Consider the following 19,791-nt stretch of genomic DNA (forward strand, 5'->3'; position numbering starts at 1 on the left):
CTGATCCCATTTCTTCCACCCCCGCAAAGGAATTCGATTCGATGACCATCCTGGAAATCAAGGACCTGCACGTCGAGGTCGCCAATCCGGACGAGTCCGGCGACCCGATCCGGATCCTCAAAGGCGTGAACCTCACCATCAAATCCGGTGAGACGCACGCGATCATGGGTCCGAACGGCTCGGGCAAGTCGACGCTGTCGTACGCGATCGCCGGGCACCCCAAGTACACCGTCACTCAGGGCTCGATCACCCTGGACGGCGAGGACGTACTGGCGATGTCGGTGGACGAGCGCGCCCGCGCGGGCCTGTTCCTGGCCATGCAGTACCCGGTCGAGGTGCCGGGCGTCTCGATGTCGAACTTCCTGCGCACCGCCGCCACCGCGGTCCGCGGCGAGGCTCCCAAGCTGCGCACCTGGGTCAAGGAGGTGAAGGAGTCGATGAACGAACTCGAGATCGACGCCGCCTTCGCCGACCGCAGCGTCAACGAGGGCTTCTCCGGCGGTGAGAAGAAGCGGCACGAGATCCTGCAGCTGGGCCTGCTGAAGCCGAAGATCGCCATTCTGGACGAGACCGACTCGGGCCTGGACGTGGACGCGCTGCGGATCGTGTCCGAGGGCGTGAACCGCTACGCCGAGCGCGAGAACGGCGGGATCCTGCTGATCACCCACTACACCCGGATCCTGCGGTACATCCAGCCGCAGTTCGTGCACGTGTTCGTCGGCGGCCGCATCGTGGCCGAGGGTGGGCCCGAGCTGGCCGAGGAGCTGGACGCCAACGGATACGTGCGATTCACCTCCGCCGCCGTAGGAGCATGAGATGACAGTTGTCTCCGACGTGACCGTTCCGGCCCTGGACGTCGCCCGCATCCGGGCCGACTTCCCGATTCTGAGCCGCACGGTACGCGACGGGAAACCGTTGGTGTACCTGGATTCGGGCGCGACCGCGCAGCGGCCGCTGCAGGTGCTCGACGCCGAGCGCAAGTTCCTGCTCGAGCACAACGCGGCCGTGCACCGCAGCGCGCACGCCCTGGCCGAGGAGGCCAATGACGCCTACGAGGCCGCGCGCGCGGCCATCGCGGCGTTCGTGGGCGTCGGCGCGGACGAGATCGTCTACACCAAGAACGCCACCGAATCGCTGAATCTGGTGGCCTACGCGTTCTCCGACGATCGCTTCCGGTACCGCCTCGGCGCCGGCGACGAGATCGTGATCACCGAGGTGGAGCATCACGCGAACCTCGTCCCGTGGCAGGAATTGGCGCGCCGCACCGGGGCCACGCTGCGCTGGTACGACGCCACCGACGACGGCCGGATCGATCTGGACTCGCTGGATCTGTCACCGCGGACCAAGGTGCTGGCCTTCACGCACCAGTCCAATGTCACCGGCGCGGTCGCGCCGGTGGCCGAATTGGTCCGGCGCGCAAAGGAAGTCGGCGCGATCGTGGTGCTCGACGCCTGCCAGTCGGTGCCGCACATGCCGGTGGACCTCCGCGAGCTGGGTGTCGATTTCGCCGCCTTCTCCGGGCACAAGATGCTCGGCCCGTCCGGTATCGGCATCCTGTACGGGCGCCGCGCGCTGCTCGAGGACACCCCGCCGTTCATCACCGGCGGCTCGATGATCGAGACCGTCTACATGGACCACAGCACGTTCGCGCCGCCGCCGCAGCGGTTCGAGGCCGGATCCCAGATGATCTCGCAGGTCGTGGGATTGGGTGCGGCCATCGACTATCTGAGCGGCGTCGGCATGGCATCGGTTGCGGCGCACGAGCATTCGCTCGTCACCGCCGCGCTGGCGGGTCTGGGCGAACTGGACGGGGTACGGATCATCGGCCCGACCGAGAACGTGGATCGTGGCGGTGCGGTGTCCTTCGTCGTGGACGGCGTGCACGCGCACGACGTCGGCCAGATCCTGGACGACGAGGGTGTGGCGATCCGTGTCGGGCACCACTGCGCCTGGCCGCTGCACCGCCGGTTCGGCATCGCCGCGACCGCCCGCGCGTCGTTCGCGCTGTACAACACCCTCGACGAGGTGGACGCCCTGGTCGCCGCCGTGCGCAAGGCGCAGAGCTTCTTCGGCGTGCGCGCGGTCGACTAGACAGGAGGGGAATACCCCATGCGTATGGAGCAGATGTACCAGGAAGTGATCCTCGATCACTACAAGCATCCGCATCACCGCGGACTGCGCGAGCCTTTCGGGGCCGAGGTACACCACGTCAACCCGACCTGCGGGGACGAGGTCACCCTGCGGGTGCACATCGATGACAACGGTGACGTCGCGGACATCTCCTACGACGGCCAGGGCTGCTCGATCAGTCAGGCGGCCACCTCGGTGCTCACCGATCAGGTGATCGGCATGCCGGTGCAGCAGGCGATGAAGGTCGTGGACGCGTTCAGCGAGATGATCTCCAGCCGCGGCACCGTGGAGGGCGACGAGGATGTGCTCGGCGACGGCATCGCGTTCGCGGGCGTGGCGAAATATCCGGCCCGGGTGAAGTGCGCGCTGCTGGGCTGGATGGCGTTCAAGGACGCGGTTGTGCGGATAACCTCCGCGCAGGAGGCGAAGAATGTGATGGGAAACGGCATCTCCACGAAGGGGGAGCACGATGAGTGATACGTCGGCGAGCGAATCCGCGGCGGTCGCGCCCGAGCGCGAACTCTCGGCCGAGGAGATCGGCCGGCTGGAGGACCTCGAGGAGGCCATGCGCGACGTCGTCGACCCCGAACTCGGGATCAACGTGGTCGATCTGGGCCTGGTCTACGACATGCGCGTCGAGGGCGAGGTCGCGGTTCTGGACATGACGCTGACCTCGGCGGCCTGCCCGCTGACCGATGTCATCGAGGATCAGTCGCGCAATGCCCTGGTGCGCAGCGGCCTGGTCGAGGACCTGAAGATCAACTGGGTCTGGATGCCGCCGTGGGGCCCGGACAAGATCACCGAGGACGGACGCGAACAGTTGCGCGCCCTCGGTTTCACCGTCTGATCGAGCGTTCGCCGAGCCCGTCGCGGCAGTGCCGACGGGCGGGCGCGATCAGCCCGAAACGGTTGCGCCTACCCGGTTTTGGGGCGCTGTACCCGTCCCGATAACGCGCTGGACAAAACCTGGCAACTCGGCAATGATCCTCCCCGACATATTTCTCGAACGGGGAGGATTCATCGATGTCATTGCTGCGCAAGGCCGTTTTGGGCCTGGCAGTCGTCTCGACCACGGGCCTGAGCGTCCTGGGTACGGGTACCGCCAACGCCGATCCCAATGCGTACGGGGCTTTCTCGCTATCGGAGAGCACCGGCACGGTGGCCTACGCGCTGAACTACGCCAACTATCCCGATGCCATCCACGCCGCGGACCGCAAGTGCGGACATGCGGACTGCCACAACATCATTCAGATCGTGAACGCCTGCGGCGCGGTCGCCCAGGGCGCGGACGGGCGGTTCGCCTGGAACTGGGCGAAGTCCAAGACCGAGGCCGAGCAGTCCGCGGTGAAGGCGCTGGGCTTGAGCGCTCCGCCGTTCCCGGACCTGGGCAGTGCGATGCCGCGGGCGGCGCATGTGGTGCTGTCGGCGTGCACGGCCAACGTGTAGCTGAGCACACGAGGGCGGAGTCCGGCCGACCCGGGGTACGAGACGGCCGGACGTCATCACACATGGCGGCATTTCACGGCCGCGGGACGGCTGATCGGAACCGGACGGCGTCAGAGGTCCCGCTTCGCTCGCGGGGATCGCCTCGATCGGTCGGCTTCTCCCGTCGGCCGCGGCCGACGGGAGCGGGGCCGATGGTGTGTTCATGGCAGCATGACCTGGCCCAGCGCGGTGGTCAGTGCTCCCAGGTCGTCCGACCGCAGGGCGATATGTCCGTCGGGCCGGATCAGACATAGTGTGTCGTTGGCGATTTGGCCGTAGTCCTCGAAGATCCGGGTGTCCTGGGCGATGAGTGCGCCGACTGGCGCGTCGGCGCCGAGGTCGGGGGCTGCGATCACGGTGGTGCGCAGCAGGTCCCGGTAGGGTGCGGTGGCTCGGGCGGCCGCGGCGGCGACGGTGGAGCGTGGTCGTCGTTGGAGCACCAGCAGGGTGTGGTCGGGATGGGCCAGCAGGCCGTGCACATCGGTGGTCGCGGTGATGGGCGTATTGCGGGCACGATCCCCCGCGGCAAGACCGTGCCGCACCGCGGGACCGGGGGCATCGATGACGTCGCGGTAGTGGTAGGTGAGCGCGCCGATGCGTGCGGCGGCGTCGCGGTGGAATTCGGGCTGCGCGATGAGTTCGCGCCGCTCGCCGGGACGCACACCGTGGTTCATCATGATCCCGTGCAGCTCGTGGCTGGTCTGCATGACCTGTGTGGCGATCGGGCGCCGCTCGGTTTCGTAGGTGTCCAGCAGGGATTCGGGGGCACTGCCGGTGGCCACGGCGGCGAGTTTCCAGCCGAGGTTGAACGCGTCTTGAATACAGGTGTTCATGTTCATTCCCGCTGCGGGACTGTGGATATGCGCCGCATCGCCGGCGACCAGGAGGCGTCCACGCCGGTAGCCCGAGGCGAGCCTGCGCCAGATATCGAATTCGGTGGTCCATCTCGGTAGCCCCAGGCGCATGCCGGACAGCTCGGGCCAGGAATCCACGACGTGCTGGAAGGCGGTCCGCGCGGTGCGGGGGTCGGGCTGGGTCCGGGCTCGCGGGGCATCGCGCATGTCGCTGATCAGCACCCGGTGCCCGCGCCGCAACGCGGTGGTGAGCAGCATGCGGTCGGTGTCGACCCAGTAGTCGATCCAGGTGTCGCTGCCCGGGTACGGGTTTTCCATCTCGACGTCCATCATGCGGAATCGCATGCCGGTGTAGTCGTCGCCGGTGTAGTCGAGCCCGAGCTGGGTGCGCACGATGCTGCCCAGGCCGTCGCAGCCGATCAGCCAGTCGGGGTGGATCGTTTCGCGGCCGGTCCCGGCGCTGTCGGGGTGCTGCAGGTGCGCGGTGATCCGGCCGTCGGGATCGGTGGTGATCGAGGTCAGCTCGGTATTCCACTCGATGGTGCCGCCCAGTGCCCGGAAACGCTCGCGCAGCACCGCTTCGGTGTCGTCTGTTCGACGATCAGAATGTTCGGGTACGGGGTGTCCAACATGCTGAAGTCGATGTATTCGGTGTTCTCGACTCCCCGCAGGTGGATCGCCATCCCCTGATGGAATCGAGCCACGTCCAGGAAAGGATCCACGTATCCACCGCGGGCGAACCCTTCGGCGGTTCGGGGCTGAACAGTGAACGACCGCGACGTTTCCAACGGGTGCTGCCTTTTATCGAAAAGACGACACGGCACTCCGCGGATCGCCAATTCGATGCCGAGCGTCAGCCCGGTGGGGCCCGCACCGACAATGGCGATACGGTCACACGAAACGATGGAGCGAGGCATGGGAAACCCTCCTTCATGCGATGCCGGTCCCCGAGGCATGACAGACGATTCGAGGTGCTCGGTCCCGTACGCACAACAGTGCCTACCCGAGCACATATCCAGGCTCTGTGAATCTCACCAGCTGTGAGGGGTTCCGCAGCGTCCCTGATGGTGATGTCGCGAAGAAAACAAGTCGGTCCGGCGTCAGCTCGCGTTTGCCGAGGCATCGCCACGGTGTGCGCAATCGGAACGGGTACGTGTGTCGAGCCCGCGGGCGCCGCCCGGGCTACCGCGCGGGCGGATCGGGTTCGCGGAGCCGGGGCCGGGCGGGCCGGTAGGCGGTGTTCCGGTGACATTGTGCTCTTGCGGTGGGGGCCCAGGCGTGGGCGGATAGGTACTTTTATAGGTATTTCCGCCGCTGTGCGCATGTCCCTGCTCGGTCAGGATTGGCCATCGCCATAGGTCGTACTGACGAAGGATCGATGTTGCGCCGTGTCGAAGATAGTGGTCGTGCGCCCGGCCAAGGCTGTTCGGGGTGTTCACAGGGTTCGGGCGGTGTCGATGTCCGGGCTGCGGGCGAGTCGCCCGCGGCTGAGCCGGGCCCGCGGTCCACGCTGAGTGTGCAGTGGCCGAACCGGGCCGGTATCGGCACCAGAATCGCGGATCCGCTGCTGCGTGGCACGGTCGGGCTCGGATTGGAGACGTTGACGCGGGTCGCCGACCACAGCCGGTTCCGGCAACTGGTGCGTCTGGGCTGTCTGCTCGATCTTCCGGCCGCGGCTCTGGCCGCGCCGAGGGGCACCGGGCGCCGGATGGTGCGATTCGAGAAGTTCCGGGCCGAATGGTTGTGGCAGGGCAATCGCGATCCGCGGCAGCGGCAGGACGCGGTGTTGCTGTATTTCCACGGCGGCGGGTTCATCTGCGGCGGGTTGAACACTCACCGGCGCATGGTGGCCAAGATCGCCCACGCCAGCGCGATGCCCGCGCTGAGCGTCGATTACCGGCAGTTGCCGCAGGCGGATCCGGCCGAGACGCTCGACGACGCGGTCGAGTCCTATCGATATCTGCTGGAGCAGGGTTTCCCGCCCGAGCGGATTCTCGTGTCCGGTGACTCCGCCGGTGGCGGGCTCGCCTTCCGGCTCGCGCTGGCCACTCGTGCGCTGGGGTTGCCGATGCCCGGCGGTATTTCCGCGATCGCACCGTGGGCCGATCTGGACTCGACCATGCGCGACGCCCACCCGAACCGGCGACGCGACGCGTACATTCCGGCTCGGGCTCTGGAGCTGATCGCCCGCCGGGGGTTCGCCGAGGATGGGGCGCTCGATCCGGCGTGGTCGGCGGTCAACGGCGATTTCACCGGCCTGCCGCCGGTCCTGATCCAGGTCGGCTCCACCGAATGCCTGCTACCGGACTCGCAGATCCTGGCCCGGCGTTGCGCCGAAGCGCGGGTGCCGACGCTGCTGCAGATCTGGGACCGTGCGCCGCACGTCCACCACGCCGGTGCGGATCTGCTGGCCGACGCGCGCGCCGCGATCGATGCGCTCGGTCAGTTCCACCAGCGGGTGCTCACCGGCGAGCTTTCCGCGACCGACCTTCCCGACGCAAGTTGAACCCGGCGGATGACATGCTGCGATCCCCCTCGACCGAGCGAGCGACCGCGGTTGCGGGCCACGGTTGCGGGCCGACCTCGACGGCCGGACCCGACCGGGCGGCTTCGACATCGCGATGGCGGCACATATTCGGTCCTGTGGACCGGTTGTCCCGACGTGTAGCAGCGTTGCTCGCCGCTGAGATCCGGGACTACCGGGCGCAACGCCACTCGCCGCGCAATCCGTGGCCGCACGCGGGCCGTGCCACGCGGCAGCAGGCGTCGCGCGCAGGTGAGGAACGGTTCCGGATCGTGTTCGACAACGCCGCGATCGCGATCGCCATCGCGGACACCACGGGCACTCTGCTGGACGTCAACCCCGGCCTGGCCGCCATGATCGGGGTTCGGGCCGAGGAATTGCGCGGTACCTCGGTCTACCGGTTCGCTCACCCCGATGCCTACGGCGAGATCTGCGCACTGGTCTTCGACACGTTGGTTCCGGCGCGCGAGGGCACCGTGAAATTCGAGCAGCGATTCCACCGCACCGACGGCAGCACCGGGTGGGCCTCGTTCGCGGTCACCTATGTGCGAGGTTCGGCCGGTCGAGCCGACTATCTCCTGGCCGTCGGAGAGGATGTGACCGAGCGGCATCAGCTACACGCAGAACTGCACCGGCAGGTGCGACACGACGTGCTCACCGGTCTGCCCAACCGCCGCCACTTCCTCGAACGGCTCGAAACCATCGCCGCCTCGGTCACCGATCATGACCGGATCGGACTGTGTTTCGTCGACCTGGACGGATTCAAACAGATCAACGACCGGTACGGTCACGGCATCGGCGACCGAGTCCTCGCCGTTGCCGCTGCCCGCCTGCGCGACAGCCTGCCGGCCGGCCAGGACATGATCGCGCGCATCGGCGGCGACGAGTTCGTCGTCCTGCTCGCACCACCGGCCCAGGATTTCCGCATCACCGCGGTCGCCGACCGGTTGTTGGCCGCGCTGTCGGCCCCGATCGTCATCGGTGAATACGAACTCCAGGTGTCGGCCAGCATCGGGGCCGTGACAACTCCGGCCGACACCCCCGCCGCGGCCCTGCTGGACGCGGCCGACCGCGCGCTCTACCGCGCCAAGTCCAGAGGCAAAGACCAATGGGTACTGCGCGCACTGGACACCGCGGCCGGGGAGTGAGTACGGCCTATTCGCAATAATGAAGTGCCACAATCTCTTCGGGATCGGGGCCGCGATCAGGCCGGGGCAGGCGGGGACGAGGAGCGCGGCGAATGTCGCGTTGACGGCTGGAGAAGCCCTGAGCGAGAACGCTTCTCGACTCGGCTACGCCTGGATTCGGCCTCTCGCACCGGATCTTCCGGGCGGCACGTGGTGTTTCGTTGCCACCCGGTGAAATTCAGAGGAAGGTGGTGCCGAGCAGCGCGACGACGATCGTGGCCGCGTTGTCGACGAGATCTTCGCGTGCGATCGTCAGTCGGCCATCGGTCCAATCGAGGTATACGGCCGTCAGTGCGCCCGCCAGGGCGGTGCCGATGGTGGCGAGTGTGGTGTCGTTGGTGGTGAACAAGGACTCCGCGCCGGGGCCGAGTAACGGGGCGAGCGCCCGGATCACCGCGGGAGTGCGGCGGGTGATGTGACCGCGCAGGTGATCGTCGGCCGCGGGCTCGCGCAGCAGGACACGCGCGCGGCGGGGGTCCTCTTCGAAGAAGTCGGCGCATATCTCCAGGGCCGCCCGGATCGCCGGGTGCGGGTCCGTGCCCGGGGTGATGCTCGAAAGACGTTCGCGCAGAGCGGCTTCGGTGCGGTCGTAGACCGCGGCAATGAGCGTTTCGCGACTGTCGAAGCTTTCGTAGAAGTACCGGGGGCTCAGATTCGCCTGCCGGATGACCGCCCGCATGCCGACCGCGCCGGCGCCGCCCGTGCCGAGCAGGTCGAACGCGCAGTCCAGGAGTTGTTCGCGGCGCTCGCCGGATCGGTCCTCGAGGGTCTGGCCTCGCCAGAGTTTGGGAGTGGCGGTCACGGTCTCATTCTCGCATCCGGTGCCGTCGCCACATTGACATCACTTGATTCTACATGAATCATATGATTCATCTTAACGCGCGGGACAATCACATCGCCGGTGGCCGCGTTGGTCGTGGGAAAGGTGCGTCATGTTCGACGAGGAACAGTTCCAGCAGGCACTGCGGCAGCCGCGATTGTCCGGACCGGTGCCGGAGTTCCTGAATTCCAATCGCGCGGTGCCGATCCGGGTGATTCCGGAGGAGGAACTGCAGGCCGGCACGCTGGCCTGGTTCGACGATTTCGACCGCAAACTGGCGTTCTACGGCAAGCTCGGGGTGGACCTGAGCTGGGTGATGGAGTGGGCCAAGAAGTACTGGTGGAGCTTCCTGGTCCGCGATATGAGCCTCAGCGAGGAGCTGTATGCCGCGGATGTGCGGTACACCGATGTGACCACGTTCGGCCGCACGATCGTGGGGATCGACGAGTTCGTGAAGTACAACTTCGCGTTCTTCGACGCGATCCCGGACTGGCGCTACGACCCGCTGCCCGGCCAGGCATATCTGGATGTGACTCCGGATGGGTTGGTGCGCACCGTTATTCGCTATATCGGCAGTGGTCATTGGACCGGTCCGCTGCGGTTGTACCCGTATGACGAGTCCGCGCCGGTGATCTACGGCAACGGGCGTTTCATCCAGTGCCCGGCGGTTGATCGCTACCATTTCAACGCCGCCGGGCTGATGGAGGAGGGGGAGACCCTCTATGACTTCCTGGACGCGACTCAGCGCGGCGGCGTTCTGCCGCGTGATGACAGCTGGCAGTTCCGTGCGTTGATGGCCGCGTCGAAGCTGCCCGCCCTGTTGTCCCGGTTCGGGACAAAGCTGTAGTGGGCGGCGAAATCGCGACGTTGCACTCGGTGACCAGCGCCCAATCCTGAAACTGATCTGACAGGCTGTGAAATAGAAAACTTTGATACCGCCCGAGGGCGGGTGGTCACGCAGCCGAGGAGCACGGATGGATTTCAAGCAACTCACCGCCCTGGTGACGGTCGCGGAGGCGGGCAGCGTGACCCGGGCGGCGCAGCTGCTGCATCTGGTGCAGCCGGCGGTGACCCGTCAGATCAAGACGCTGGAGGACGAACTCGGGGTGCCGCTGTTCGAGCGGACGCGGCAGGGGATGCGACCGACCGACGCCGGCGCGGTGCTGGTCGACCGCGCCCGCCGCGCCCTTGCCGAGCTGGAACGGGCTCGCGCCGAGATCCGGCCGCACGGCGCGTCGGTGTCGGGAATCGCCACCGTCGGCCTGCTGGAGAGTTCGGTCGACATCGTCGCCGCGCCGCTCGTAGAGCGACTGCGGGAACACCATCCGGGCATCCGCCTCCGGTTGCTCAGCGCCTATTCCGGCGACCTCCAGCGATGGCTCGACGGAGGCGACGTCGAGGTGTCCCTGCTGTACAACCTCCGGAGCACACCGTCACTGCAGGTCCGGCCGCTGCTGCGGGAGCGGCTGCAAGCGATCGCGGCGCCGGGCTCCGGCCTGGAGGCCGGACGGCCGGTCGGGCTCACGCAGCTCGCCCGGCATCCGCTCGTGATGCCTGCCAGTGGACACGGCCTGCGGGTTCTGGTGGACCAGGCGTTCGAGCGCGCCGATACGGTCCCCGAGGTCGCCCTGGAAACGAATTCGATGGCGGTGCAGAAGGAGTCGGCTCGGGCGGGGATCGGGTGGACCATCCTTCCCGCCGCGGCGGTGGTGCAGGACGTCGCGGCGGGCGACCTCGTCGCCGCGCCTCTCGACGATCCCGCGGCCGTGCGCGACGTCGTGCTGGGGCTCGCGCGTACCCGCCGTATCGCCCCCGCCGTATCGGTCGTGGCGGACGAGTTGGCCGCCCTCATCGAGGAGCTGGTGGAAACGAATGTGTGGCCCGCGGTCTCGATGCGGGACGAGGACGGATGATCGGACGAGACCGATGTCGTCCGGCGAGTCGATCTCCGCGTCGCCCAGTCCCAGCCCGGATCCGGGGCCGCGCGGCCGAGGTACCGGACGCCCCGGACAGCCGCGCCGCCCTGGTGCCGCGCGTTCGAGGGGCAGTTCGGTTCTCCGGCCCGACCTCGCTGTTATCGCACCGCCGCATGTCGACATCACAAAATTCTATTTCAGATTGATTCATATCATCAGTCACGATGTCCGGTGAGAACTGAAGCGCGGCGGACCGGACGACTGGAGCGAAGAATGTACGAACTCGACGAGAACGAGCGCGAAATCGTGGCTCTGGTCGCGGATTTCGTGGACCGCGAGGTGCGCCCGGTGGCCCGGGAACTCGACCACACGAATACCTACCCCGAGAAGCTCATCGAGCAGATGAAGCGGATCGGGATCTTCGGCCTGGCGATCCCGGAGCCGTGGGGCGAGGCCGCGGTGTCGACCCCGTGCTACGCGGCGGTGACCGAGGAGCTGGCGCGCGGGTGGATGAGCCTGGCCGGTGCGATGGGCGGGCACACCGTCGTCTCCAAGCTGTTGCTCACCTTCGGCACACAGGAGCAGAAGGACCGTTACCTGCCGCGAATGGCGACCGGCGAGATCCGCGCGACGATGGCGCTGACCGAGCCGGGCGGCGGCTCGGATCTGCAGGCGATGCGCACGTGGGCGCGCCGGGACGGCGACGAGTACGTGGTGAACGGCGCGAAGACGTGGATCACCAACGCTCGCCGCTCGGACCTGATCGCGCTGCTGTGCAAGACGGACCGGGAGGCGGTGCCGGCGCACCGGGGCGTGAGCATTCTGCTGGTGGAGAAGGGGCCCGGGTTCGAGGTGTCCCGCGATCTGCCGAAGTTGGGTTACAAGGGCGTGGAGAGTTGCGAGTTGTCGTTCACCGATTTGCGGGTCCCGGCGACGGCGCTGCTCGGCACGCAGGAGGGGCGGGGCTTCGCGCAGATGATGCGCGGGCTGGAGATCGGGCGCATCCAAGTCGCGAGCCGGGCGTTGGGGGTCGGGCGAGCGGCGCTCGACGACGCGCTGCGGTACGCGCAGGAGCGGGAGAGTTTCGGCAAGCCGATCTGGCAGCACCAGGCGGTGGGCAACTACCTGGCGGACATGGCGACGTCGCTGACCGCGGCCCGGCAGCTGGTGCAGTTCGCCGCGCGGCGGTACGAGTCCGGCGAGCGCGCGGATATGGAGGCCGGGATGGCGAAGCTGTTCGCCTCGGAGACCGCGATGAAGATCGCGCTGGACGCGGTGCGGATCCACGGCGGGTACGGCTACTCCACGGAGTTCGACGTGGAGCGCTACTTCCGCGACGCCCCGCTGATGATCGTCGGTGAGGGCACCAACGAGATCCAGAAGGACGTCATCACCAAGCAGCTGATCAAGCGGAATCCGGTGCGCTGATGAGTGTTTCGACTGCCCTCACGTGGTTGTTCGTACCCGGCGACCGGCCCGAACGGTTCGGCAAGGCCGCCGCGGCAGGCGCCGACGAGGTCGTGCTCGACCTGGAGGACGCCGTCGCCGCTCCGGACAAGGACGCCGCCCGCTCGCACGTCGCGCGCTGGTTGCGCACCGGCGGCTGCGGATGGGTGCGCATCGACTCGGACGCGGACCTCGCGGCGATCGCCGACGCACCCGGGCTCGCGGGGGTGATGGTGCCCAAGGCCGAGGACCCCGCCCGGCTGGGCGCGATCGCGGCGCGACTGCCCGCCGACGCCGGTCTGGTGGCGCTGGTGGAGACCGCGCTGGGGCTGCATCGCGTGGACGAGCTGGTCCGGGTGGCGGATCGAATCGCGTTCGGCGCCATCGACTTCGCGCTCGACATCGATGCGCACGAGGCCGACGAGACGCTGCTGTACGCTCGCAGCCGTCTGGTGTTGGCGTCGCGAGTGGCGGGGTTGCCGGCGCCCGTGGACGGTGTGTCGGCCGAGACGCGCGACCCGGCAGCGGTTCTCGCGGCGGCGCGGCGGTCACGCGGGCTGGGGTTCGGCGGCAAGTTGTGCATCCACCCGTCCCAGCTCGCCCCGGTCGCCGAGGCGTTCGCCCCGACCGCCGAGGAGATCGACTGGGCCCGGCGGGTGTTGGCCGCCGCCGCGGGGGCGGGTGCGGTGTCGGTGGACGGGATGATGATCGACCGTCCGGTGCTCGCGCGCGCCGGGCGGATCGCCGCGACAGCGAGGAGCTGACCGATGAACAGCCTTCCACTGCAAGGGATTACCGTCGTCTCACTGGAGCAGGCGGTAGCCGCGCCGTTCGCCAGCCGACAGCTCGCGGACCTCGGGGCCCGGGTGATCAAGGTGGAGCGTCCCGGCGCGGGCGATTTCGCTCGCGGGTACGACCGCACGGTGCACGGCGAATCGAGCTACTTCGTGTGGCTGAACCGGGGCAAGGAGAGCGTGGAACTCGACATCAAGGCGCCGGCCGACCGGGCGGTGCTCGACGCGATGATCGCCGGCGCGGATGTGCTGGTGCAGAACCTGGTCCCGGGTTCGGTGGACCGTCTCGGCCTCGGCCCGGACGCGGTCCGGGAACGTCACCCCGGGCTGATCTACTGCTCGATCTCCGGCTACGGTCCGGACGGCCCCTACCGCGACAAGAAGGCCTACGACCTGCTGGTGCAGTGTGAGACCGGCGTCGTCGCCGCGACCGGCACCGCGGACGAGCCGGCGAAGGCGGGAATCTCGATCGCGGACATCGCGACCGGCATGTACGCGTACTCCGGGATCCTCACCGCGCTGTACGAGCGCGAGCGCACCGGCATCGGCGCCACCCTCGACGTCGCCATGCTGGACGCGCTGGGCGAATGGGCGATGCAGCCCGCGTACTACGGCATGTACGGCCCGCAGAAGCCGCGCCGCACCGGTGCGCGGCACGCGTCCATCGCACCGTACGGGCCGTACCGCACGGGCGAGGGCGTGGTGTTCCTCGGCATCCAGAACGACCGCGAGTGGAAGACCTTGTGCACCACCGTGATCGGACGCCCCGAACTGGCCGGCGATCCTCGGTTCGCGCACAACCCCGAACGGTTCGCCAACGACTCGCAGCTCACCGAGATGCTCGAGCAGGCATTCGCCGCCCACACCGCGGACGCGCTCGTCGAAACCCTCGACGCCGCGGGCATCGCGTGCGCCCGGATGCGCACCCCCGACGAATTCGTCGCCCACCCACAGCTCGCCGCCCGGGACCGCTGGCGCACCGTCGGCACCCCCGGCGGGCCCGTGCGCGCCCTGCTCCCGCCCGTCACCGTTCGCGGCCGCGAGGCGGCCATGCGGGACGTGCCCCGCCTCGGCGAGCACAACGAATCGATCCGCGCCGAATTCGGCGCCGCACGAGAGGCTTCGCGATGACGACCGTCGAACGCACCGAAACCCTCACCGCCGGCCCCGCCGAGGGCCTCGCCGGGCTGCTCGGCGTCACCGCACCGGATCTGGAGGCCGAGGGGCTGCCGCTGACCTGGCACTGGGTGTACCTGCTCGACCGGCCGGCGCAGGCCGACCTCGGTCGCGACGGCCACCCGATCCGCAATACCGTGCCGACTCCGCCGGAACCGGGTCGCCGGCGCATGTGGGCCGGTGGCCAGGTCCGCTCCCTCGCGCCGCTGCGGATCGGCGAGTCCGCTACCCGGCGCACCACCGTCGAGGCCATCACCGAAAAGCAGGGCAGGACAGGACGGTTGACGTTCGTCACGGTCCGCCACCACATCCTCCAACGCGGCGACCTCGTCGTCGACGAACGCCAGGACATCGTCTACCGCGACGCGCCCGCGATCACCCGGCCCCCGGCGGCCGAGGCAGGACCCGAGGTTCCCGCCGCGGACGGCGAGTGGCAGATCCCGGTCGGCCCCACCCTGCTGTTCCGGTACTCGGCGCTGACCTACAACGGGCACCGCATCCACTACGACCGCGAATACGCCCGCGAGACCGAAGGCTATCCGGGCCTGCTCACGCACGGTCCGCTGCAAGCCACCGCCATGGCCGAGGCGGCCCGTGCCCGCGGCGCCGCGGGCGCCGTGTTCGACTACCGTTTGCGCTCACCGCTTTTCGACTTCCAAGGCTTGGTCGTCGCCGCGCGCGCGGGCGACGATGACACCTGGCAGGTCGCCGCCCGCGACCTGGCCGGGCGGCAGACCGCGACCGGCACCGTTGGCTGAGATCGAGTGGCCCGGTCGCGAGGATGCCGACCTTCGGTGCGCGAACCGGCGGAGCCGGATCGTCGTGTCACCGCGCGACGACCTGTACGCGGGGGACCGGCTGCACCCGGCCGGTGCATCCGTTGCCGAATTGATGAGCGGGCAGCGTCTCGCGATCGATGCCCTCGGGCGAAGCCGGCATACAGGTATGCCGAATTTGTCGGCGCCGGTGGTAGTCGGTTCGAAATGACTGTCGCCCAGTGGATTTCATTCGAGTGTCAACGGAATCGCGGGGCATCGGGCCCTCAGCGGCCCGGCGTACACGGCCAGTGTGTGATATGGCCGCATCCACGGCGGCGGCTCCACAGCAACGGAACACCCAGTGGATGACCGCAGGCGGCGGGATTCTGCACATCGAGAAGCCGCCGATGATCTCCGGCGGCACGTCTTACGGCTGCCGGGGCGCGTTGAACCTGTTCGCCCGCGGCGGGTTCACCCACAGCTGGATGTACCGGAGGCGAGGTGGTAGTCCCTCGGCCCGGAAGGCGATCGGTCCAGCCACCGGATTTCCGATCGGTTGGCGATCTGGCGCGTTGCGCGACCACCCTTGCGCCCGTGGCGATTTGCCGTGGGCGCAAGGCTGCGGTGGGTCCGGTTCAGGTGTTGCCGGACGCGGCGCTGATATCGGCGAGCGCCGAGCCGGAGTCGCGCTCGATGGCAGCGTCGCCGAGGGAGAGCACTCCGACCGCGTGGTCGCCTTCCACGACGGGAATGCGGCGCACGGAGTTCTCCCGCATACGCCGCACGGCGGACTCGACCTGTTCGTCGGGGGTCGCGGTGATCAGCTGTGCGCTGCTGCAGACGTCGTCGAGGTGGCAGTCGGCGAGGTCGGTGCGATCGGCGAGCGCGCGCACGACCAGGTCGCGATCGGTGACGATGCCCTGCACGTGCTCACCGTCGGCAACGATCACGGTGCCGATGTCGTTGTCGCGCATGGCTTGTGCTGCTTGGCGCACGGTTGCGGTCGGGGCCAGTGTGATGGGGTTGCTGGTCATGAGGTCGCGGACGTACTGGACCATCGGTTCCTCCTGGGCTTGTGGGTGGGCTGCGTACGGCGGGCGGCTACCCGCCTCGCGTCCGGCTACTCCGGAAAGCCGGCACTGCCCCGGCGCGGGCGTACGTCGCCGGGGCGGGCCGATTCGCGGGGCGGAAGCTGTGGGATCAGGGTTTGCCGCGGGCCGGCGTCTGCTCGGCGACGCCGTGCCGCAGCGGTGTGTTGTCCATGGGTGAATGCGTTATCCGAGCGTCGCCGGGGCGGTTCGGCCCGGTCGCGATCCGGGCCGGACGAACGGTCATCTCCGTTCGAACATGTTGCGCGTGGAACGATTACGCGCGGAGGGTGACCTTGGCGTCAGGTGAATTCTTTCAGGAGCCGCTCGGCCAGGGACTCGGCCGACTGGGGGTTCTGCCCGGTGAACAGATTTCTGTCCTCGACGAGGTACGGCTTCCAGATTTCACCGCGGCTGAACTGGATGCCGACCTTTTCCTTCAGTTCGTCCTCCAGTAGCCACTGCGCTTTGTCGGCGAGTCCGACGGCCTGCTCCTCTTCGTTGGTGAAACACGTCGCGCGGTAGCCCTCGAAGGGCGATTTGCCGTGAATTCTGGTGGCGAGCATCGCCGCCGGGGCGTGGCAGACGATCGCGAGTGGTCGGCCCGAGGCGAGTTGTGCGCTCAGTATCCGGCCGGCGTCGGCGTCCACGCACAGATCCTGCATCGGGCCGTGGCCGCCGGGCAGGTACACCGCGTCGTAGTCCTCGACGCGGACATCGGAGAGCTGCAGTGGCCGGCGCATCGTCTCAGCGGATCGGATGATGGTCTCCAATTCGAGTGCGCCCTGCTCACCGCCCGCCATGGCCGGCCGCAGGCTCATCATGTCGACGTTCGGCGTGACCCCGTGCGGTGTCGCGACCACGACCTCGTGGCCCGCGTCGGTGAGCGTCCGGTACGGACGAGCGAACTCCTCGGCCCAGTAGCCGGTGGCATATCTGGTGCCATCTTCAATACGAGATATGTGGCGCCCGAGACCACGAAAAGTATTTTCGCCATCACAAATCGCCTCCTCGTCCTCGCGGGAACAGTATGGGAGGGTCGGCCCGGGTCTATTGTAGGCGCACGTCGGTATCGCGTCGGAATTCTGCGCCGCACATCTGGAACGGGCCGATCAGCTTCATGCTGGCGCCGAAATGACCAGATGCTCGCACAGCGATCGCGGCACCCGGAAGCCGCCGATCGGCGCGGGAAAAGGTTGCGATTCGCGACGGATGGCGGCCGATCCGCGGCGCGGCGATCGGGACGATGTTCGATATGAATCCCGAACTGCAAGCGCTCGTTCCGTTGTTTCCCGAGCTCGATCTGACCGACGTTCCCGCCACGCGCTCGAACCGCGCCGCGGTGGCTGCCGCCAAGCCGGTACCCGATACCTCGGGCATGGCGATCGATGATCACAGCGTGCCCGCCAATCCCGTTGTGCCGGTTCGGGTTTACCGGCCTCGGCAGTCCAGTGGCGGCATCGTCTGGATACACGGCGGCGGGTTCGTCCTGGGCGACCTGGACACCGAGCACGCGGCGGCAATCCGGCTGGCCGAAGGCTCGGGTGCGGTGGTGATCTCGGTGGGCCATCGGTTGGCTACCGAGCACCGGTTCCCGGCCGCTCTCGACGATGCCTACGCCGCCATGACCTGGGCCGCCGCGCACGCGGCCGAGCCGGGCATCGACTCCGATCGCATCGCCGTGGGAGGGCGCGGGGCTGGCGGCTGCGGTGGCGCTGCGGGCCCGCGACCAGCGGGCCCTTCGATCCGCTTCCAACTGCTCGTCGAACCCAAGTTGGACGACAGGCTGGACACCTGGTCGGCGCGGAATTTCACCCGGACGCCGGGGATGAACCGTGAAAATGCCATCGCGACGTGGCGGTATTACCTGGGTTCGATGCCCGCGACGCAGTACGCGGCGCCCGCGCGTGCGGTCGATCTGTCCGCCTTGCCACCGGCCTATATCGCCACCGCGGAATTCGACACTGCTCGCGACGAAGGCATCGTATGTGGACTGCGCCTGTCGCAGGCGGGAGTGTCGGTCGAACTGCACCAGTGGCCGGGCACATTTCACGGGTCGCAGCTGATCACGTCGGCGGAGGTGTCGCGGCGACAGCTCGCCGAACTGTACGCCGCCTTGCGCCGCGGCCTCGCCCGTTGAGGGGGCTCGAGCGTATTCGCCTGCGGGGGGCGCTTTTTGCGGTCGTTCGGCTCGGGAATCCGCATCGGTTCCGAATACGACAGTTCCGCGGAGATGTCCATTATCTGCGAAATCGAACGCACCGCTCTTCTCCGGCGGCGTCGAAAAATCCAACGTCGAATGAGCAGATGTGTATTGGCGTATTCGTTTCGCCGACGCTGGTATCACACGCGATTCACGTTATACGCAGAAGCTGATGCTCACGGACCCCAGCGGAACGTTGAGGCACACCCAGAACCACTGAATCCGCGTCGCTTGGGCGGCGGTGGCGCTGGTGACCGGCGGATAGCTGTCGCCGGCGCGGCCGACGCGATCGCGGGAGCGGCGGCCTCCAGAGTCGCTGTAGTGACAACCGTGGCGATGGCAACGGCGATTGTTCGGGCATTGCAGGACCTACGGCATCAGGGCTGGTTCTCGAGCGTAATCGCCAGCGGGGTCACAGCGTGTTCTCAGTTACCTCGGGGACACTCGATCCGATTCTCATTCGTCTCTCAGGAGTGACCTCGCAATGTCGACCATCAACGGTCTGCCGGCACATGTGCTGCTCGTCCATATAATCGTCGTACTCGTGCCGCTGACCTCGCTGCTGGCCATATTGTGCGCGGTGTGGCGCCCGGCGCGGCAGCGGCTGGTGTGGCTGGTGGCGGTGCTGGCGGCATTCGACGTCGTGATGACGCCGATCACGACCGACGCGGGGGAGTGGCTCGAACACAAGATCGGCCGTTCGCCGGCCATCCACACGCACGCGCATCTCGGCGACACCATGATCTATTTCGCGATCGGCCTGCTGGTGGCGGCACTGTTGCTGCTGTTCGTGCATCTGCGTGAGCGGGGCGAGCGGCGGGTCGGTCTCGTCCTCGTCGCGGCGGTCGCGGTGCTGACCATCGCCGCGGGCGCCGCGGCGACCGTGCAGGTCTATCGAATCGGCGAATCGGGCGCGCGGGCCAGCTGGGGCGATCAGGCCGCCGGTTAGACCTGCACGACGACTCGTGCGGGGAATGCGCTGATGATCCCGCTGGAACGACGAAGACCTCCGAGTGATCGCGCAATCCGCTCGGAGGTCTTCGTCGGGCCGGCTCGGCGAGCCGAGACTATCCGGCGCTACCGGTCGGCAGCCGGAACAGATCGAACTGCTGCTGGGGTGCGGGCTGCTGCCGGTTCTGATCCTGCCGGTTCTGGTCCTGGTTGTTGTTCTGGTTCTGATAGTCCTGCTGATGCGCGGACTGGTTGTTGCCCTGAGGCTGCTGGGGAGTATCGGCGAATGCCGGGGCCGAGGCCGTCACGATCGGGGCGGCGACGAGCGCGCCCATCATGGCGAACTTCGCGATGCGGTGTGCCATCGGGCAAACCTTTCTCTGCTGTGACTATGACAGCTTCGATCACACCGTGGCAGCCTAGCTACCGGATAGGTTGTCGCTGTGGGTGTGCTGTGTT

20 protein-coding genes and 1 pseudogene are annotated in these 19,791 nt (G+C 67.9%); 15 read left to right on the top strand and 6 right to left on the bottom strand.

Annotated elements, in window-relative coordinates; genetic code table 11:
• Window positions 1-41 precede the first annotated feature (41 nt).
• From sufC to AC5WS7_RS03280, 5 genes are all read left to right on the top strand, one after another.
• A complete protein-coding gene (gene sufC, locus AC5WS7_RS03260) occupies window positions 42-815 on the top strand; it encodes a Fe-S cluster assembly ATPase SufC (protein ID WP_495952816.1) in 774 nt (257 codons plus the stop codon).
• Window position 816: 1 nt separating this feature from the next.
• Window positions 817-2,091 (top strand): cysteine desulfurase, encoded by a 1,275-nt coding sequence (locus tag AC5WS7_RS03265; protein WP_495952817.1) that lies wholly within the window; start codon window positions 817-819, stop codon window positions 2,089-2,091.
• An 18-nt stretch (window positions 2,092-2,109) separates the two neighbouring features.
• Entirely contained in the window at window positions 2,110-2,607 is a 498-nt protein-coding gene (gene sufU / locus AC5WS7_RS03270) for a Fe-S cluster assembly sulfur transfer protein SufU (protein WP_495952818.1), read from the top strand.
• Window positions 2,600-2,977: a metal-sulfur cluster assembly factor gene (locus AC5WS7_RS03275; RefSeq protein WP_495952819.1), complete on the top strand. Its 378-nt coding sequence runs from the start codon at window positions 2,600-2,602 to the stop codon at window positions 2,975-2,977. Before sufU ends, AC5WS7_RS03275 begins: the two co-directional genes overlap by 8 nt.
• Window positions 2,978-3,153: 176 nt before the next feature.
• Complete coding sequence (locus tag AC5WS7_RS03280; RefSeq protein WP_495952820.1) at window positions 3,154-3,576, top strand: DUF4189 domain-containing protein; 423 nt, start codon at window positions 3,154-3,156, stop codon at window positions 3,574-3,576.
• A gap of 200 nt (window positions 3,577-3,776) precedes the next feature.
• On the opposite strand, the pseudogene AC5WS7_RS03285 reads toward AC5WS7_RS03280, so the two are convergent.
• A pseudogene (locus AC5WS7_RS03285) lies at window positions 3,777-5,482 on the bottom strand (FAD-dependent monooxygenase).
• 503 nt (window positions 5,483-5,985) lie between these two features.
• Between AC5WS7_RS03285 and AC5WS7_RS03290 the strand changes: the two are divergent.
• On the top strand, window positions 5,986-6,975 hold the full coding sequence (locus AC5WS7_RS03290) for an alpha/beta hydrolase fold domain-containing protein (RefSeq protein WP_495952821.1): 990 nt from the start codon (window positions 5,986-5,988) through the stop codon (window positions 6,973-6,975).
• 146 nt (window positions 6,976-7,121) lie between these two features.
• Entirely contained in the window at window positions 7,122-8,141 is a 1,020-nt protein-coding gene (locus AC5WS7_RS03295; protein WP_495952822.1) for a diguanylate cyclase domain-containing protein, read from the top strand.
• Between the two features lie 217 nt (window positions 8,142-8,358).
• Here AC5WS7_RS03295 and AC5WS7_RS03300 read toward each other — a convergent pair whose 3' ends face one another.
• Entirely contained in the window at window positions 8,359-8,982 is a 624-nt protein-coding gene (locus AC5WS7_RS03300) for a TetR/AcrR family transcriptional regulator (RefSeq protein ID WP_495952823.1), read from the bottom strand.
• A 130-nt stretch (window positions 8,983-9,112) separates the two neighbouring features.
• Here AC5WS7_RS03300 and AC5WS7_RS03305 point away from each other — a divergent pair, with 130 nt between their 5' ends.
• The 6 genes from AC5WS7_RS03305 (at window position 9,113) to AC5WS7_RS03330 (ending at window position 15,090) form a co-directional block, all read left to right on the top strand.
• Entirely contained in the window at window positions 9,113-9,847 is a 735-nt protein-coding gene (locus AC5WS7_RS03305; RefSeq protein WP_495952824.1) for a nuclear transport factor 2 family protein, read from the top strand.
• Between the two features lie 127 nt (window positions 9,848-9,974).
• Window positions 9,975-10,913: a LysR family transcriptional regulator gene (locus tag AC5WS7_RS03310; RefSeq protein ID WP_495952825.1), complete on the top strand. Its 939-nt coding sequence runs from the start codon at window positions 9,975-9,977 to the stop codon at window positions 10,911-10,913.
• A gap of 276 nt (window positions 10,914-11,189) precedes the next feature.
• Window positions 11,190-12,344, top strand: a complete 1,155-nt coding sequence (locus AC5WS7_RS03315) for an acyl-CoA dehydrogenase family protein (protein ID WP_495952826.1) — start codon at window positions 11,190-11,192, stop codon at window positions 12,342-12,344.
• Complete coding sequence (locus tag AC5WS7_RS03320) at window positions 12,344-13,126, top strand: HpcH/HpaI aldolase/citrate lyase family protein (protein ID WP_495952827.1); 783 nt, start codon at window positions 12,344-12,346, stop codon at window positions 13,124-13,126. Before AC5WS7_RS03315 ends, AC5WS7_RS03320 begins: the two co-directional genes overlap by 1 nt.
• Before the next feature lie 3 nt (window positions 13,127-13,129).
• Entirely contained in the window at window positions 13,130-14,287 is a 1,158-nt protein-coding gene (locus AC5WS7_RS03325; protein ID WP_495952828.1) for a CaiB/BaiF CoA transferase family protein, read from the top strand.
• Complete coding sequence (locus tag AC5WS7_RS03330) at window positions 14,284-15,090, top strand: HTD2 family dehydratase (protein ID WP_495952829.1); 807 nt, start codon at window positions 14,284-14,286, stop codon at window positions 15,088-15,090. Before AC5WS7_RS03325 ends, AC5WS7_RS03330 begins: the two co-directional genes overlap by 4 nt.
• A gap of 635 nt (window positions 15,091-15,725) precedes the next feature.
• Here AC5WS7_RS03330 and AC5WS7_RS03335 read toward each other — a convergent pair.
• The 3 genes from AC5WS7_RS03335 to AC5WS7_RS03345 form a co-directional block, all read right to left on the bottom strand.
• Window positions 15,726-16,148: a CBS domain-containing protein gene (locus tag AC5WS7_RS03335; protein WP_495952830.1), complete on the bottom strand. Its 423-nt coding sequence runs from the start codon at window positions 16,146-16,148 to the stop codon at window positions 15,726-15,728.
• Between the two features lie 142 nt (window positions 16,149-16,290).
• On the bottom strand, window positions 16,291-16,425 hold the full coding sequence (locus AC5WS7_RS03340; protein WP_495952831.1) for a hypothetical protein: 135 nt from the start codon (window positions 16,423-16,425) through the stop codon (window positions 16,291-16,293).
• Window positions 16,426-16,480: 55 nt separating this feature from the next.
• Complete coding sequence (locus tag AC5WS7_RS03345; protein ID WP_495953729.1) at window positions 16,481-17,251, bottom strand: type 1 glutamine amidotransferase domain-containing protein; 771 nt, start codon at window positions 17,249-17,251, stop codon at window positions 16,481-16,483.
• A gap of 182 nt (window positions 17,252-17,433) precedes the next feature.
• Between AC5WS7_RS03345 and AC5WS7_RS03350 the strand changes: the two genes are divergently transcribed.
• Both AC5WS7_RS03350 and AC5WS7_RS03355 read left to right on the top strand, forming a co-directional pair.
• Window positions 17,434-18,318, top strand: coding sequence for an alpha/beta hydrolase fold domain-containing protein (locus AC5WS7_RS03350; protein WP_495952832.1), 885 nt, complete (start codon window positions 17,434-17,436; stop codon window positions 18,316-18,318).
• Between the two features lie 547 nt (window positions 18,319-18,865).
• The gene (locus AC5WS7_RS03355) at window positions 18,866-19,330 is read left to right on the top strand and encodes a DUF2231 domain-containing protein (protein WP_495952833.1); all 465 of its coding nucleotides are present in this window, start codon (window positions 18,866-18,868) and stop codon (window positions 19,328-19,330) included.
• 118 nt (window positions 19,331-19,448) lie between these two features.
• On the opposite strand, the gene AC5WS7_RS03360 is transcribed toward AC5WS7_RS03355, so the two are convergent.
• The gene (locus AC5WS7_RS03360) at window positions 19,449-19,697 is read right to left on the bottom strand and encodes a hypothetical protein (RefSeq protein ID WP_495952834.1); all 249 of its coding nucleotides are present in this window, start codon (window positions 19,695-19,697) and stop codon (window positions 19,449-19,451) included.
• Window positions 19,698-19,791: the final 94 nt, after the last annotated feature.

It is taken from the genome of Nocardia sp. PLKS1-43, assembly GCF_059510335.1.